A 15,853-nucleotide genomic window follows, 5' to 3' on the forward strand; every position below is an offset into this window, starting at 1 on the left:
AGGACGCTGACCCCTTTTGCCGTTCGTCGGCACATGACCTTCGGGGGGTTGACTACATCTGTCGCCATGGGCACTGTGGCGACACGTGTAGTCACCCAAGGAATCGTGCCATGCACCGCAAGACGATCGGGGACCAGGAACTGGCCCTGCTGCAGTACATCGACGAGGCAGGAACGCCCAGCGTGGGCGAAGTGGCGGTCGGATTCGGCGAGCCGCGTGGCTTGGCACGTTCCACCGTGCTGACCATGATGGAACGCCTTCGTGGCAAGAATTACCTGCGCCGCGAGCAGGCCGACGGCATGTACCGCTACCAGTCCACCGCCGGGCAGGACAGCGTGGTGCAGGGCGCCATCGCGCAGTTCGTCGACCGCACGCTGCAGGGTTCGGTGTCGCCGTTCGTTGCCTATCTGTCCCAGCGCGACAAGGTCAGCGATGACGAACTGGCCGAGCTGGAAGCGCTGGTCGAACAGCTGCAGTCACGCCGGCAGGAGGGCTGAAGCATGGACGTGAACCTGATCGTGCTGCTGGAACGGTTGGCCTGGACCAGCCTGCAGACCGCGCTGCTGGTCGCCCTGGTGTGGGGCGTCTGCCGCGCCGTTCCGTCACTGGGCGCGGCCGCGCGTTGCCGGATGTGGTGGCTGGTATCGCTGCAGGCGGTGCTGGGCCTGTTCTGGGCGCAGCCGCTGCAGCTGGCGGTGCTGCCGGCGCCGACGCTGGCGACCGGATCGCTCACGCCCGCCGTTGGTGAAACGCTGTACGTGCAGGCGGCTGCGCTGTCGGCACAGGGGTTGGCGACTGCCGATGAGGGCATCGCTTCGTCCGCGCTGGCGACCACGCCGTGGTGGGCCATGGCGCTGGCCGCATTGTGGCTGGCCGGTGTACTGGCCATGGCCTGGCGGACCCACGTCGAATGGCGGCGAAGCCGCGCGCTGCTGGCCCACGCCACCCCGTGCGATGACCAGGGGCTGGTACACGCGCTGCAGCTGGCGGCCGAAGCGCATGGCCTGCGCCGTGCCCCGCGCCTGTGGATGAGTGCCGACATCGATGCGCCGCAGGTGGTCGGACCGCTGCGGCCGGTGCTGCTGCTGCCGGTGGGTGGGCACGCCCTGCAGGGCGATGCGCTGGACCTCGCGCTGACCCATGAACTGCAGCACCTGCAGCGCAACGACCTGCGGTGGGGCCTGCTGCCTGCCTTGGCGCAGCACCTGTTCTTCTTCCATCCGCTGCTGCGGCTGGCGGTCAGCGAATACGCCCAGGCCCGCGAAGAAGCGGTGGATGCGGCGGTCGTGGACGGCCGTGGCGAGCGTCGCCAGGACTACGGTCGGCTGCTGTTGCAGTTGGGCGTGATGCCGCATCCGCATCTGGGCGTGGCCAGCGCCGCGCCGAGCCGGCAGAGCCTCAAGCGCCGCTTGATCTCGCTGCAGCAGCATCACGCATGCCCGAAGGCGCTGACCGCGCTGCTGACGGCGGCCGTGCTGGCCGTGGCGATCCTGCCGATGCGACTGGTTGCGGCCATGCCGCCGCCGCCGCTGCCCCCCGCTGCGCCGGCGGCGCCTGACGCGCCGCTTCCCCCGGTGCCCGACGCACCGCTTCCCCCGGTGCCCGACGCACCGCCGGCACCGCCCGCACCGCCCGTGCCTGCCGTACCGGCAGCTCCCGCAGTGCCGGCAGCCCCCAGCGTGCGCAGTGGACAGGCCAGCACCACTTCCCATGTCCTCACCCGCGACGGTGGGAAGCGGGTCACCAGCCTGGTCACCCACGGCAGGCTCGACCTTGGCGAACGCCCTGAGCGCGCTTATGTACTGGTCAACGGAGAGGAGAGCTACGCCGATGGGGCGCTGGATGACGTGACCCAGGCCCGGCATGACCTGGGCGATGGCACCCCGGGGTTGTGGTTCCGCCAAGGTGACCAACGCTACGTGGTGCGCGATCGCGCCCTGCTGCAGCAACTGCAGGCCGCCTATGCCGATGCCGGCCGTGTAGGCCGTCAGCAGGCCGCGCTGGGCACCCGACAAAGCGCGCTGGGGCGCCAGCAGGGCGAACTGGGACGGCTTACGGCCGAACAGTCACGGGCGGTCGCGCGACATGCCAGGGAAACCGCGCGGCGGGCACTGGGCGGATCGGACATCAACCGGGATGCGGCGGCAGAAGCGGCACGGGCCTCGCGTGAGGTGGCGCAGGACGACGCACATGAGGAACTGGCCCGCCTTGCCAGCAAGCAGGCCGAACTGGGCAGGCAGCAGGCGGCATTGGGCGTCGAGCAGGCCGCGCTTGGCGAACGCCAGGTGGAAATACAGGAGCGCGCTTCACGCGAAGCACGGCAGGTGATCGCCAAGGCAATGGCCGATGGACGTGCCGTCGAACTCTAGCGAAAAGCAGGGAGCGGGCGCGCGCCCGCTCCCTGCCGCAGGGATCAACCGCAGCTGGCAGAGATGATCTTGTTCTGCTCATCCACGCGCACGGTGACGCGGTCTTCGCGGTAGTCCATGGTGACCGCCATGCCGGGCTTGACCACACGCAGGGTTCGCGCACCGGCGTCGCGCACCGCGCGGTCGATGACTTCCTGGCTGGCCATCTGGCCGCTCAGCGCGGTCAAGGTGTCACCGTGGCAGTGGCTGCCCAGGCCTGCAACTTCCGGCTTCGGCGTGGTCGGCGCGGTGTCTGCGCTGGACGGCGTACTGCTGCAGGCGGCCAGCGGCAGCAGACAGGTGAGCAACAGCCAACGATTGGAACGCATGGCGGACCTCCCGGGTCGATGAATGGATGACACGAGGGGTCATCAGGCGCCATGCGCCGTCAACGTCGGGTAAACGGTCGCTCACCCTGCCTGCAGCGGCAGGCAGTTCACCGGGGGTGGCACATCGGCCTGCGCCTGCTGTTCGACAAGGGTCAGGAACAGCTGTGCCAGCGTCACCACGTCCTGGTGGTTGTGTTCGACCACCCGGCGCAGGTTCACCGCATCGCCGCCGCGCAGGTAGCGCAGCCAGGCCGAAGGCGCTTCCGAACCGGGCAGGTCATCCTCGCGCACCACCTTCAGCAGCTGCCGTTCGATGGTGGCCAGCCGGCAGTTTTCCCAGACCCCGCGATAACGGCGACGGGTCGGGTACAACAGGTCGATGTGGTCCAGCGCGGTGATCGGATCGCCCTGCCGCGCGAGCCGGTAGCGGGTCTTCAGCAGCGGCGCGTCGTAGCTGCGTCCGTTGTAGCTGGAAAACACCGTGCTCGATCCCAGCCAGCTGGTGAAGGTGCGCAGCATGGCGGTCTCCGCAGCCATCGTGGAGATCATCAGCTGGCGGATGCGCAGGCCTGGCCCCCGGCTTGGATCCTGGTGCCAGTCGGCCGCACCGATCATGAAGGCGCGGGTGCCGGTGCCGCCGGCCAGGCCGGTGGTTTCGGTATCGAAGAACAGCAGGTCCTGCGGCGCCACGTGCTGCTGCTCGCGCTTGGCGAAGGCCAACGACAGCGGTGCCGACGGGACATCCCCCGGCAGGAACGATTCGATCAGGTGCAGGCCCGGCGCGATCTCGGTGCCGGGCAGGCTGCGGTCCTGCGCGCGCGCCCGCGGTGTCGAGGCGGTCTCGTTGCCGCGCCCGCGCACTCCGAGCAGGCGGCGCAGCCCCATCGCATCGGCGACCTGGCGGGGCGGTGCGGCCACGCCCGTTGGCTTGTGGCGGATCTCCTTTTCCACCCACGCAAACACCGAACGCGCCGCGTCGGGCTGCTTCGCATCGTTGGCGGCGGCGGGCAGTCCGGGCGCCGGCTGCGGCAACGGCCCGGCGGGCGCTGACGGGGTAACCGCCTTGGCGTCACCGGCCTGCCGCCGCAGCAGCCGCAGCTTGTCCAGGCTCAGGCTCACGGTGCCAACAGCTCCAGCGGATCGGCAACCACCACCGACACCTCCGGCACGTGCTCGCAGGCCTGGGCATCGAACAGGTCCAGCACGCGCAGGGCCAGCGCACGCGGGGTGGTGTCGTCGGTTTCCTGTGCGGCCAGCACTGGGCCGACGCAGGCCGGGCAACCGGCCTTGCAGTCGCAGCGCTGCACCAGTTCGCGCGCGCGCTGCACCAGCTCCTGCTGGCGCAGCCACAACGGCTCGCTCAGGCCCACCCCACCGGGGAAGTTGTCGTACAGGTACACGGTGGGCACGAACTGCTGCAGCAGCTCCACCGCGCCGGGGTCGCCTTCTTCGCCGCGCAGCTGGCCACGGCCGCTCTGGTCGGCGATGGCGAACCACGCGCCGTCGCCGTTGCCGACCGCCTTCTGCAGGTCGCGTGCGTCGGCCATCACCGCCACGGTGGCGACGATATGCAGGGCGTAAGCCGCGCCGAGGAAACCGTCCAGCGCGTCCTGCTTGCTGGCGAACGCGCGCAGCAGCAGCGCCTGCGGCAGCTGCCACCACACCGCCGTGGTGTGCAGTTCCTGGTCGGGCAGGTTGACCGGGCCGTAGCCGATGTTTTCGTGGGTGTAGTAGCGGATCTTCTTGTAGCCGGCCACGCGGCGCACCACGTGCACCTCGCCATGATGGGAATCGCCGCGCCCGGCGACGTTGCCGTCGAAGCGGTCCAGCACCTTGAGCTTGGTGAAGTCAATGCTGTCGGTGTAGTAGTCGACGTGGGTGCGCGTGACGTAGGCCTTGCGGCCTTCCCAGTCCAGCGTCTCCACCTGGTAAGGGGTGGACTGCACCATGTGGATGGCGCCTTCATAGAGGGTCAGCGCGGCGGCGGAATAATCCACTTCGGCGATGATCTGCTGCTTGCCGCCGCTGCGGTCGACCACCACGAAGTTGCCATCTGCCACCGAGCGCAGGCTCACCGCGTTGGCCGGGTAGCTGTCGGCGATCCACTCCCAGCGCTCGCCTTCGCGGTGCACCACCTCGGTTTCCGCCAGCGCTTCCAGGAAGACTTCGGGGTCGATCGGGCCGAAGCCATCGCCGACCAGGAACGGCAGTTCGAAGGCGGCGCAGCGGATGTGGTCGAACAGGATCAGCGGCTGGTCCGGGGCGATGCGCGCATGCTCCGGCGAGGCATCTCCGAAGAAGTCCGGGTGCCGCACCACGTACTGGTCCAGCGGCTGCGAACTGGCGACCATGACGCCCAGCGCGGGCTGCTGGCGGCGACCGGCGCGGCCGAAGCGCTGCCAAGTGGCGGCCACGCTGCCGGGATAGCCGTTGAGGATCACCACGTCCAGGCTGCCGATGTCCACGCCCAGCTCCAGCGCGGAGGTACTGACGATGCCGTCGATCTGCCCGGCGCGCATCGCGCGTTCGGTCTCGCGGCGCTCGGTCGGCAGGTAGCCGCCGCGGTAGGCACGGATGCGGGCGGGCTTGCGCGGGTCGTGGTCGAAGATGTCCTTGAGGTACTTGGTGAGCACTTCCACCATCAGCCGGCTCTGCGCGAACACCAGCGTCTTCAGCCCGGATTTGATCGCGATGCGTGCGATGCGGTTGCTCTGCGAGCGCGCCGAGGCGCGCAGGCCCAGGTCCGGATTGACCACCGGCGGGTTCCACAGCAGCACCTGCTTGGGCCCGCTGGGGGCGCCGGATTCGGTGATGGCGGTGACCGGCGCTTCGATCAGGGCCTCGGCATGCTGCTGCGGATTGCCGATGGTGGCCGAGCACAGGATGAACTGCGGTTGCACCCCGTAGAAGGCGCAGATGCGCTTGAGGCGGCGCAGCACATTGGTGACGTGGCTGCCGAACACGCCGCGGTAGGTGTGCACTTCGTCGATCACCACGTAGCGCAGGTTCTCGAAGAACTGCGCCCATTTGGTATGGTGCGGCAGGATGGCCTGGTGCAGCATGTCCGGGTTGGACACCACGATGTCGCCATGCAGGCGGATCGCCTGCCGTGCATCGCCAGGGGTATCGCCATCGAAGGTGAAGGCCTTGACTCCCAGGTCACCGGCGCGGTTGAGCTCCAGCAGCTCGGCCACCTGGTCCTGGGCCAGCGCCTTGGTCGGAAACAGGTACAGCGCCTTGGCCTTGTGCTGCATGGCCGCGCTGACCACCGGCAGGGTGTAGCACAGCGATTTGCCGCTGGCGGTGGGGGTGACGATGGCTACGTGTTCGCCACGCTGGGCCGCGTCCCACGCCTGCGCCTGGTGGCTGTAGAGCTGGTCGATGCCGCGTGCTTTCAGGGCGGCGGCAAGTGCCGGCGGTACGCTGTCCGGGATCGGCGCGTAGCGGCCTTCGCGGCCGGGAATGGCGAAGCTGCCGGTGATGCGATCGTGGTAACGGCGCTGCAGGCGGGCGCCGAGCAGGGCGCCATCACGTGCCGGCAGGCCATCGCGGGTAGCGAGCTGGTGTTCGGCATCGGCGGTGCGCTTGGCGAGTTCGTAAGCCATCAGGAAAACATGCCGCAAAGAACGGTATGGGAACACAGCTTCGTCTCAATGCCTGAGACGCGCCTGCCCAGACACGTGAATCATTCACTGCGAGCAGAGCGCCGCTGCGCTCGCCGAGCATGGCTCGGCGCTACCTGCTCTACGGTAGTGAGGGCCGCTGGCCGTCAGCTTCTGCTCTTGGTGGGTGCCGACCGTTGGTCGTCACGCCTTCGCCTTTCCGCTGCGCTCGCCGAGCATGGCTATGCCGGTCGTCCTGATCGGCACCCTGCGGGCCGTCGCAAGCGACGTTGGCAGCGGCTCCTGCCGCTGCCTTCGGCGCTACCGGTCCACGGTGCTGCTGCGCCGCTCCAGCCACCACAGCAGGCCGGCGACCAGCACGAAGGCGAGCAGCCATGGCCAGCGCGCGCCCGGCACCTGCTGCGTGGCGGCCGACATCCGTCCGTGCCCGGTGGCGACGCGCAGCGCCGTGCTGTCCCGCAGCTGCTGGCGATGCAGTGCGGTGGCGTCGGCGGGGTCGAACACATACACCGCCTGGCGCACATCGCCCTGCACCAGTTCATGCCAGCCGGCCTGGCGCGGCCACCACGCCGCGCAGCGCTGTGTGCCGGTGGCGGGGTCGATGACGAGAGTTTCCGGTGCGGCTCCAGTACCGTCGCCCACCTGCATGCCGGCTGGTACACCGCACACCACCACGCGTTCACCGGCCCAAGGCGTATCGGACCGCACCTGCACTTTGGGCGCCGCCGCGACCGGGCGCGCCATGAGGCCGATCACACTGCTCCACAGCTCGGCATGGCGATCATCGCGCCCGGCCAGCACCGCGCGGTAACTGTCGGTCACCGGCAGCAGGCCGATCCGTCCGCGACCGCTCGCGCGCCAGCCGCCGATGGCCGCGCCGTCGGCATCCTGCAGCAGCGGCGTGGCGCCAGCGAAGCGCAGGGTCAGCTGTTCCAGCACCGGCACCCCGGCAAGTTGGGAACGTGCATCGGCCTCGGCCATCCACTGCGTTGCCTCCGCCGCCGGAGCCCGCGGTCCGCGCCGCGCCGGCAACAGCTCCGCCTGCGATTCGCCCGCCAGTTTCAACGCCGCGGCCTGGCCATTGCCGGTGACCGGCAGGCCCCAGCCACGCAGGGTCTGGCGCGCGTTGTCCGGCAGTGGCCCCGCGCTGCGCACCAACACGCCCAATCCATCGCGCAGGGCCTGCTGCACGGCGTTGCGCTGCGCGGCGCCCAACGCGGCCAGGCTGCGTTCGTCCAGCAGCAGCACGTCCGTCGCGGCCAGCCGCGCCGGAGTGAGCGCCACCGGCACATCGCCGAGGGACACGCCGGCCCCTACGCTGGACTGGAGCTGCAGCTCCACCCCGGCATCGGCGGCCCAGCGGCGCAGGTATTTGACTTCGGGTCCGGGCGCACCGGCCAGCATCAGCATCCGCACCGTTGCAGGCGCTTCGACCTGCAACGGGACCGGGATGCTGTCCACCGCATGATCACTGCCGTCCAGCAGCCGCAGCTGGAACAGGGTGCGCCCGGCCACCCGCGCAACACCTTCCAGGCGGGCACCGCCGCGCTTGTCCAGCGCGGCGCGGGCGACGACCTGGCCGGCAGGATCGAGCAGCTCGGCACGGCCGTCGGGCACGCCCTGGGCACGTGCGCGCACGGCGAAGAGCGCCCCGGGGGCGGTGACGGCCGGCGCCTGCAGGTCCATCCAGCCGCGCGGTGCGGGCGACAACCTCAACCGCACCTCGGCGGGCAACGCTGTATCACGATCGCGCGCCGGCAACCCATCACCGACCAGCGTGAGCCGTTCGGTGCCCGGATGCTGGCGCAGGGCGGTGGCCAAGTCCGGCACGCGCGCGATGCCCGCGCGCGCGTTGGATTCCGGCAAGGCGAGCACCGTCGATGCATCATCGGCTACCGCAGGCGCCTGCGCTGCGCTGGCAGTCAGCACGGTGAGCGCATGGCGGGGCGCGGTGTGCTGCGGCGGAACCAGCGCCAGCAGCAACAGACCACCGGCCAGCGCCTGCAGCACCAGCAGTGCGGCCAACCGCAGGGGCGGCAGGTGCGCGCCGCGCCGTTGCTGCAGCAGCAAGCGCAGCGTGGCCAGCAGCACGATGGCGATGATCGCCGTGCTGATCCAGCGACTGTCCGTCATGGTCCGGCTCCCAGTGCATCGCGGTAACGCTGACCCATCGCATCGGGGATGCTGCGCCGCGCCGGCGCCGGAACCGGACGCAGCAGGGCACGCCACAATTGCGCGCGCAGCGCGTCGCGGCAGCGCATGCAGTCCGGCGCCATGCGCAGTTCTTCAATCGATGCGGCAAGGCTGAGCGGGTCGGCGAGGCGGGCTTCATTGGCACGCAGCCAGCTGCTCAACGCATCCAGGTCCGGGGGCTGGCCAGCGCCGTCCAGCTGCTGCCAGACCGCGACGATGGCCTGGTCCGGCGCCGTCAGCGCCGCCAGCGGCAGGCGTCGACTGTCGATGCCCTCGCGCTTGCCGCCCAGCCGCCGGCTTTCATCGATGGGAGGCAGGTCCGGACCCACCCGGGCCAGGTAGATCCGCTCGGCCTGCTGCACTTCCTTGATGAAGGCCAGCGCCTTGTAGGCATGCGGCAATGCTTCTTTCGGCCGGCCCTGGCGTAGTTCGCCTTCGGAGGACCACATCTGGTCCAGCGCGGCCTTCAACGTGGCACGCGTCTGCGGATCAAGCAGGGTGGCGGCCTCGGCTTGGTCATGCGTATGGCCGTATTCGGAAAGCACATCGGTGGCGCTGCCGAACACCTGCGGCGCGTCGTTGCCAGCGTGATCGTGGCCATGCTCATCATCGTGGTCCGCGGCATGGCCGTCGTGCTCATGATCATCGGCAGCAGCAGGGGCGGGAACGTCGTTACTGGGCACATCGCTGGTCGGCAGGTCGCTGGTGGGCGGGGGCCTGGGTGCGCCTTCGCTTTCTTCACCGAGGAACTGGCCGTAGCGCAGGCGCAGGATGCGCTGGTCCACACCGATCGCATCCGAGCGCCGTGTGAACTCGTCTGCCGACAGCTTGCTGCGCTGGGCGAGCAGGGCTTCGGCATCGATGATGATCTGCCGCTGGCTGCGGAAATACGCCGGCAGGGTGCGCTTGACCATGCCTTCCAGCTCGGCCTCCTGCACGTCGGCTTCGGTCGGCAGGCGCAGGATCAGGCTGCTGCTCTGCGCGGACTGTGGCGTGGGCGCGTGGTTGTCGCGCACCTGCAGCTGGGCGATCACATCGTTGCCGGCGCTGGCACCCAGCGCGGCCAGGTCCAGCGTGTGGGCAAAGCGGCGCTGCGTTGCCGGGCCGCTGCCACTGAGGGTGATGACCTGCTCGCGGAAGGTGATGTTCTCCCCGCTGCCCTGGGCCAGGGTCACCTTCAGCTGTGCCGCGGCGGCCACGCCGTGGTCATCGCGGGCTTCGAAGCGCAGCTGCCACCGGCGCTGGCCGGGCGTGCCGAGCACCAGCGTGGCCTCCGGCTCGATCACCCGCACGCTGGGCGGCTGGTCGGGCACCAGGTCCAGGCGATACAGGCGCGTAGCGCGCAGCGCCGGCTCGGTCACCACGCGGTACAGGGCCGGGCGTGCGGCCTTCCAGCTGCCGGTCCACTGGCCATCCTGCTGCGTCAGCTCGATGCGCTGGCCATCGTGGAACTGCAGTGCGGCACGTGCGGGCGTGCCGGAAAAACGCAGCGACCAGCGCAGTTGGCTGTCCTGCGCGACCTTGCCGTCGAGCTCACTCTGCGTACGTACCGGCTGGCCGGTATAGGACGGCGCGGTGATCCGCAGGCGCGCGGACTGCAGCGCAGGCGGCGTGGCAGCCGCGGTGCCGCTTGCCGTGACAACCGGTGCATGAGCGGCCGGCACGCTGCCAGCGCGGGGCCATCCGAAGGCGAGGGCGACCACCAGCACGCTGGCGCACCCTACCGCTGCCAGCGCGCGCCGCGGCCAACGTGCACGCAGCTCCGGTGGATACTGGCGCAGGGCCGCATCGATGCGTTCGCGCTGCCGCAACTGCAATGGATTGAGCGCTGCAGCGTCGGTGAACAGCAGGTCGGCACTGTCGCGCGCCGTGGGCCGCTGGTCCAGCTGGCGAACCAGCCAGCGGCGATCCAGCGCACGCGCGCGCCAGGTCGCCAGTGCGGCAGCAGCGAGCAGGCCGATCGCCAGCACCCCGCTCGCCACGTCATATGTTGCAAGCCGCCACGCGAGTGCGGCCACCGCGACCACCAGCGGCACCGCGATGGCCATCACCTGCGCTGCCTGGCGGCGGCGTGCTGCCTGCCAGGCGCGGCTCACGGCGGTGTTCATGGCGTGCTCCTGCGCCGGGCCGACGTCGCCAGCCAACGCTCCAGCGCGAACAGCAGCACGATCGCCAGCAGCATCCACGGGGCAAGGTCACGCGGTCGTGGCAGTGGGGCTGCCGCGCCGGTCAGCGGTGCTTGATCCGCCGCCACGCCCAGGGTGGGGACCGGTGGCGGGGTCAGCAAATCGCGCAGGCGTCGGGGAAAGTCGTCCTCCGCGACAGCGGGGAACGCGGCGGTGGAGAGTGCGGCCGGGAAGCGGAGCAGGCGCCCGCGGCCCACGCGGCGTTGCTCGAGCAGAAGCGCGCCCTGGGCATCGCGCAGCACCGGCAACCACGGCGAGGTCGCGGTTCCGGCGTCGGCACTACCGGGCTGAGGAGCGGCGACGCGCAGCACGCTGCCGCCTTCGGCAAGCCACGCCTGCCAGGCCGGCGGCAAGGGCGCGGCGGCCAGCCAGACGCCGATCCGGCCGTCGGCTGGCAGGGCATCGCTGGCAACGGACAGCGGCGAACCGGTCCACGCGCGTTGCAACGCGTCGAGCACCCGCAGCGCAGCAGGGTCTCCCTTGCCGCCGACATGCAGGCGCGGCGCTTCCGGCACCGTGCCTGCGGCGGTCACCGGCAGTGGCTGCGATCGCCATTGCACGGTGCGCGACAGCCGGATGCGCTCGCCGTCCAACCCGGGCAGCGGATCGGGAAGATGAACCACCAGCGGTGTGCCGGCTGGCAGGCTCTGGTCGAGCTCGCGCAGCAGGCTGGCGAAGGCCACCGTCGACGCTGCCGGCGGCTGCTGCAGCGGCGGGAAACCGGGGGCCAGCCAACGCCAGTCCCCGTCGTTGTCCGCACCGCGCAGCACGGCGCCGTCCAGCCCCGGGGCCACCACGGTGACCGGCCGCACATCGGCGGTTCCGCCCTGCAGCACCGGTTGCGCCAGCAGCAGCGCCAGCGTGGCCAGCAGCAACAGGCGCAATGCCAGCAGCAGCCATTCGTCGATCCGCACCCGGCTGCGCGGGCGGACGCGTGCCTGCAGCCAGCGCAACGCGGCGAAGTCCAGCGGCACCTCGTGCTGCCGCCGGGCGAGATGGATCAGCAGCGGAACCAGCAGCGTTGCCAGCGCCAGCAGGCCCAGTGGGAACAACAAGGACAGGCTCATGTGGCGCCCCGCGTGCCGAACAGCTGCTGCAGCGGGGCATCCAGTGGCTCGTCGAGCCAGCCGGTGGCGTGGGCGATGCCGGCAGACTGCAGGCGCGCCTGCAACGCACGCCGGGCCTGCGCGAACTGTTGCAGATAGCCCGCGCGCAGGGCGCGGCCGTCACCCAGCAGTTCCTCCCCGGTCTCCGGGTCGCGGAACCGATGGCCTTCGGTAAACGGAAACTCGCGTTCTTCGGCGGTCAGCAGCTGCACATTGAAGACATCCCGGCGCGCGGCGGCCAGGCGTTCCAGCAGCTGGGTGCCGGCCTCATCGAAGCCATCGCCGAGCGCGACCAGCATGTCGCCCGCATGCACGCGCTCCCACACCGGGCGCAGCCTCTCGGCAGGCGGCCACGTGCCCGTGGCGCTGAGCTGGCGCAGCTGCAGGTGCACGCGGTCGCGGTGGCGCGGGCCGCTCCCGGCCGGCACCAGCTGCACGCCGCTGCCGCCGATGGCCAGCAGCCCGAACCGATCGCCCTGCTGCAACGCCAGTTCCACCAGGCAGGCGGCCACCGCACTGGCGTGGTCCAGCCGCGACCACGCCGGCCGCGCGCGATCACGCTGGCTGGCCGAGGCACTGGTGTCGATCAGGATCCAGGCCGTTACCGGACTCTCGCGCTCGGATTCCCGAACGAAGAAGCGGTCCGAGCGTGCGTAGAGTTTCCAGTCCACCTGGCGCAGTTCGTCGCCGGGTTCGTACGCGCGGTACTGCGCGAACTCCAGCCCCGCGCCCCGGCTGCGGCTGGCGTGCTGGCCGATGCCATGCGCACCGTGCGCACGGCGGGGCTGCAGGCGCAGGGCCTTCAGGCGGCCGCGGACGTCGGCGGGCAGGGCAATGGGGGCGTTGTGGTCCACGCGTGCGTCGTCGCGGTCAGCCGGGGAACGGCACGGCCTGCAGCAGCGCAGCCACCACGTCGTCGGCGCCCTTGCCTTCGGCCTCGGCGGCGAAGGACAGCAGCAGGCGGTGGCGCATCACCGGCGCGGCCAGCGCCTGCACGTCGTCGCGCGTGGCGGCAAAGCGCCCCTGCAGCAGCGCACGTGCCTTCGCGGCCAGCACCAGCGACTGGCCGGCGCGCGGGCCGGCACCCCATTTGATCCACTGGTTCACCGCCGCCGGTGCCGCCACGCCCGGGCGGCTGGCGCGGACCAGCCGGGTGATCCAGGCCAGCACATCGTCGCTGACGTGCACCTGGCGCACCGCGTCCTGCAGCGCGATCACCGCCTCGGCATCCATCACCTTCGGCACACTGCCACTGCTGCTGCCGGTGGTCTGGCGCAGGATGTCCTGTTCTTCCTGCTCGCTGGGGTAATCCACCCGCACATGCAGCAGGAAGCGATCCAGCTGGGCCTCCGGCAGCGGGTAGGTACCGGCCTGTTCGATCGGGTTCTGGGTGGCCAGCACGAAGAACGGCTGCGGCAGCGTGTAGGTCGTCCCGGCGTAGCTGACGGTGCGTTCCTGCATGGCCTCCAGCAACGCCGCCTGGGTCTTCGGCGGCGTCCGGTTCAGTTCGTCGGCCAGCAGCAGGTTGGTGAAGATGGGGCCCTTCTGGAACCGGAAATGGCGGTGGCCGGTGCCATGGTCTTCTTCCAGCAGCTCGGTGCCCAGGATGTCGCTGGGCATCAGGTCCGGGGTGAACTGCACGCGGCGGAACTGCAGTTCCAGCGCTTGCCCCAGCGAACGTACCAGCAGGGTCTTGCCCAGCCCGGGCGCGCCCTCCAGCAGGCAGTGGCCACCGGCCAGCAGGCCGATCAGCAGCTGCTCCACCACCTCGTGCTGGCCAACCACGGCCTGGGCGAGCGCATCGCGCAGCTGTTGCAGGCGCGGCAGCAGGGAATCAAGGTCAGGGGAAGTCATGGTCAAGCCTGTCAGGTGGGGGAAACGCCGGGCAGCGCCCCGGCCATGCTCAGTTGTTCAACGCGTACATCACGATGTTGACGCCGAAGCGGGTGTTGTCTTCGGCCAGGAAACGCTTGTTGCGCCAGTCGTAGTCCCACTCGCAACCGTAATCCTTGTTGCTGTAGAGCACGCCGAGGCGACCGTCCACTTCGATGCCCTTGAGGTAGTCGTGCACCAGGTCGTCGCCCCAGCCATTCAACTCGAAACCGGTGGCCGGCGGGCCCTCCGGGAAGCTGAAGAAACTGCGGTACAGCGCGTGGTTGTTGGGCAGCTTCTTCAATGCCGAAGCGCCGAACAGCTTGGCCATCTGCGCTTCGAAGGACTTGGCGAACAGGCCATCGATATCGTGGTTGCAGTCGTCCACGAACACGAAGCCCCCGTTGCGTACGTAGCGCACGAAGTTCTCGCGCTCGGCGGCATTGAACTCCACCAGCTTGTGGCCGGCAAGGTAGCAGAACGGTGCCTGCAGCATGCGGGGGTCGGACAGGTCCAGCACGTGTTCCTTCGGGTCCACGCGCAGGCTGGTGTAATCGATCAGCGAGGTGATCAGGTTGGACGGCATCCGCGCGTCCACGTCCCAGTCGCCGGAATCGTATTTCAGCCGGGTGAACCAGAAATCGTAGCGACCGGCCTGGGCACGGGCGAAGCCCGGCAGCGCCGCCAGGGCGGCGCCACCGAGCATCGCACGCAGGAACTGCGCGCGGTTCACGCCGTCCCTGCAGACGGCCAGCGGCCGTCGCTACCGATCCAGTGCGGCATCAGACCGCGTCGGACAACGAGGTGAAGGTGAAATCGCGCAGGCGCATCGGCGGGATCATCATCACGAAGCTGGACTCATCCCCGGCCACCCGCACCGGCTTGCCCAGTTCATCGATGTTGTTGAGCATGATCACCGGCGATTCGTTGAAGCGGAAGTTCTTCACCGGATGCTTGATCTGCCCGTTCTCGATGTAGAACGTGCCGTCGCGGGTCAGGCCGGTCAGCAGCACGGTCTGCGGATCGACCATACGGATGTACCAGGTGCGGGTGACCAGGATGCCCTTCTGGGTGCCGCGCACCAGGTCGGCGGTGCTCTTGTCGCCGCCGCTCATCAGCAGGTTGCCCGGCCGCGCGTTGGCGGTCTTGCCCTGCTTCTGTGCCCAGAAACGCGAGTAGTCGAGGTTGGCGATCTTGCCGTTTTCGATGATGGCGACCTTGTCGCGCGGCATGCCGTTGTCATCCCACGGCAGCACCGGCGCTTCGGGGTGCCACGGATCGGCGTGCAGGTTGACCCGCGGGTCGTACACCTGCTCGCCGAGCTTGTTGCCGCCGCCCTTCCTGGACAGGAAGCTGCGGCCTTCATCGGCCGAGCGCGCATCGAAGAAGCGCATCATGAAGCTGATCAGCCCGGCGGCGGCGGCCGGTTCCAGGATCACCGTGTACTTGCCCGGTTCCAGCGCCTTGGCTTCGGCCGATTCGGTGGCCTTGCGCATGGCGATGCGCACGTCCTGGTCGGCCTTGAAGTCGGCCGCATCCTTCAGGTTGCGGCCGACCCAGCCCGAACCGCGCCCGTCTTCGGTGCGCACCGTGCAGGTGTAATCGAAGCTGCTGGTGCGCTGGTAGCCGAAGTTGCCGTTGCTGTTGGCGGTGGCGACGAAGCCATGGCCGTCTTCCAGGAAGCCGGCCGCGATCACCCCGGCCTGGCGGCACGGCAGGATCGAATCGGCGGCGACCTTGGCGCGGAACGCCGGATCGATGGCGCCGGTGGATTCGCTGAAGGTCGGGGTAGGGCGATAGGTCTGCTTGCCGATCGCCGGGATGAACTCCGGATTCTCCGGCGCCAGCCGGGCCAGGTCTTCGGCACGGCGCACCACGCGTTCCAGCGCGGCATCGTCGAACTCGTTGATCGATGCGGTGCCGACGCGCTTGCCGAAGGCCACTTCCACGGCCAGCGAGGCATCACTGACGATGCCGCTGGTGGAGATGTTGTTCAGCGCGAAACGGATGTTGCCGTTGATGGACCCGGCCAGGGTCGCGGTGCACTCATCGGCCTTGGACAGGGCGATGACCTTGTCGAGGATGGCCTTGGCCTGCTGTTCGGTGAAGATGCTCATGGGTTTCGGGCTCCAGACC

At 69.8% G+C, this 15,853-nt stretch carries 12 protein-coding genes; 2 read left to right on the forward strand and 10 right to left on the reverse strand.

All coding sequences use genetic code 11. The features are described from left to right. Window positions 1-110: 110 nt before the first annotated feature. Complete coding sequence (locus SOM47_RS14660) at window positions 111-497, forward strand: BlaI/MecI/CopY family transcriptional regulator (RefSeq protein WP_042614135.1); 387 nt, start codon at window positions 111-113, stop codon at window positions 495-497. Window positions 498-500: 3 nt separating this feature from the next. Next, entirely contained in the window at window positions 501-2,369 is a 1,869-nt protein-coding gene (locus SOM47_RS14665; protein ID WP_320505999.1) for a M56 family metallopeptidase, read from the forward strand. 44 nt (window positions 2,370-2,413) lie between these two features. On the opposite strand, the gene SOM47_RS14670 is transcribed toward SOM47_RS14665, so the two are convergent. From SOM47_RS14670 to SOM47_RS14715, 10 genes are all read right to left on the reverse strand, one after another. After that, window positions 2,414-2,737, reverse strand: coding sequence for an I78 family peptidase inhibitor (locus SOM47_RS14670; RefSeq protein ID WP_101101658.1), 324 nt, complete (start codon window positions 2,735-2,737; stop codon window positions 2,414-2,416). Between the two features lie 81 nt (window positions 2,738-2,818). Continuing rightward, on the reverse strand, window positions 2,819-3,856 hold the full coding sequence (locus SOM47_RS14675; RefSeq protein WP_320506000.1) for a ribonuclease H-like domain-containing protein: 1,038 nt from the start codon (window positions 3,854-3,856) through the stop codon (window positions 2,819-2,821). Then, window positions 3,853-6,342, reverse strand: coding sequence for a DEAD/DEAH box helicase (locus tag SOM47_RS14680; RefSeq protein WP_042612196.1), 2,490 nt, complete (start codon window positions 6,340-6,342; stop codon window positions 3,853-3,855). The genes SOM47_RS14675 and SOM47_RS14680 overlap by 4 nt, the downstream gene beginning before the upstream one ends. A gap of 318 nt (window positions 6,343-6,660) precedes the next feature. After that, window positions 6,661-8,493, reverse strand: coding sequence for a hypothetical protein (locus SOM47_RS14685; protein ID WP_320506001.1), 1,833 nt, complete (start codon window positions 8,491-8,493; stop codon window positions 6,661-6,663). Continuing rightward, entirely contained in the window at window positions 8,490-10,661 is a 2,172-nt protein-coding gene (locus tag SOM47_RS14690) for a hypothetical protein (RefSeq protein WP_320506002.1), read from the reverse strand. Before SOM47_RS14690 ends, SOM47_RS14685 begins: the two co-directional genes overlap by 4 nt. Continuing rightward, a complete protein-coding gene (locus SOM47_RS14695) occupies window positions 10,658-11,806 on the reverse strand; it encodes an N-terminal double-transmembrane domain-containing protein (protein ID WP_524539293.1) in 1,149 nt (382 codons plus the stop codon). The genes SOM47_RS14690 and SOM47_RS14695 overlap by 4 nt, the downstream gene beginning before the upstream one ends. Beyond that, a complete protein-coding gene (locus SOM47_RS14700; RefSeq protein WP_320506003.1) occupies window positions 11,803-12,699 on the reverse strand; it encodes a DUF58 domain-containing protein in 897 nt (298 codons plus the stop codon). The genes SOM47_RS14695 and SOM47_RS14700 overlap by 4 nt, the downstream gene beginning before the upstream one ends. 16 nt (window positions 12,700-12,715) lie before the next feature. Continuing rightward, window positions 12,716-13,699 (reverse strand): AAA family ATPase, encoded by a 984-nt coding sequence (locus SOM47_RS14705; protein WP_320506004.1) that lies wholly within the window; start codon window positions 13,697-13,699, stop codon window positions 12,716-12,718. Window positions 13,700-13,748: 49 nt separating this feature from the next. Then, window positions 13,749-14,423: a DUF4159 domain-containing protein gene (locus SOM47_RS14710; RefSeq protein ID WP_320506026.1), complete on the reverse strand. Its 675-nt coding sequence runs from the start codon at window positions 14,421-14,423 to the stop codon at window positions 13,749-13,751. 76 nt (window positions 14,424-14,499) lie between these two features. Then, the gene (locus SOM47_RS14715) at window positions 14,500-15,834 is read right to left on the reverse strand and encodes a TldD/PmbA family protein (protein WP_191769083.1); all 1,335 of its coding nucleotides are present in this window, start codon (window positions 15,832-15,834) and stop codon (window positions 14,500-14,502) included. Between the last annotated feature and the right edge of the window lie 19 nt (window positions 15,835-15,853).

The sequence above is a fragment of the Stenotrophomonas sp. CFBP8980 genome, from assembly GCF_034046095.1.
Classification (GTDB): Bacteria; Pseudomonadota; Gammaproteobacteria; order Xanthomonadales; family Xanthomonadaceae; genus Stenotrophomonas; species Stenotrophomonas lacuserhaii.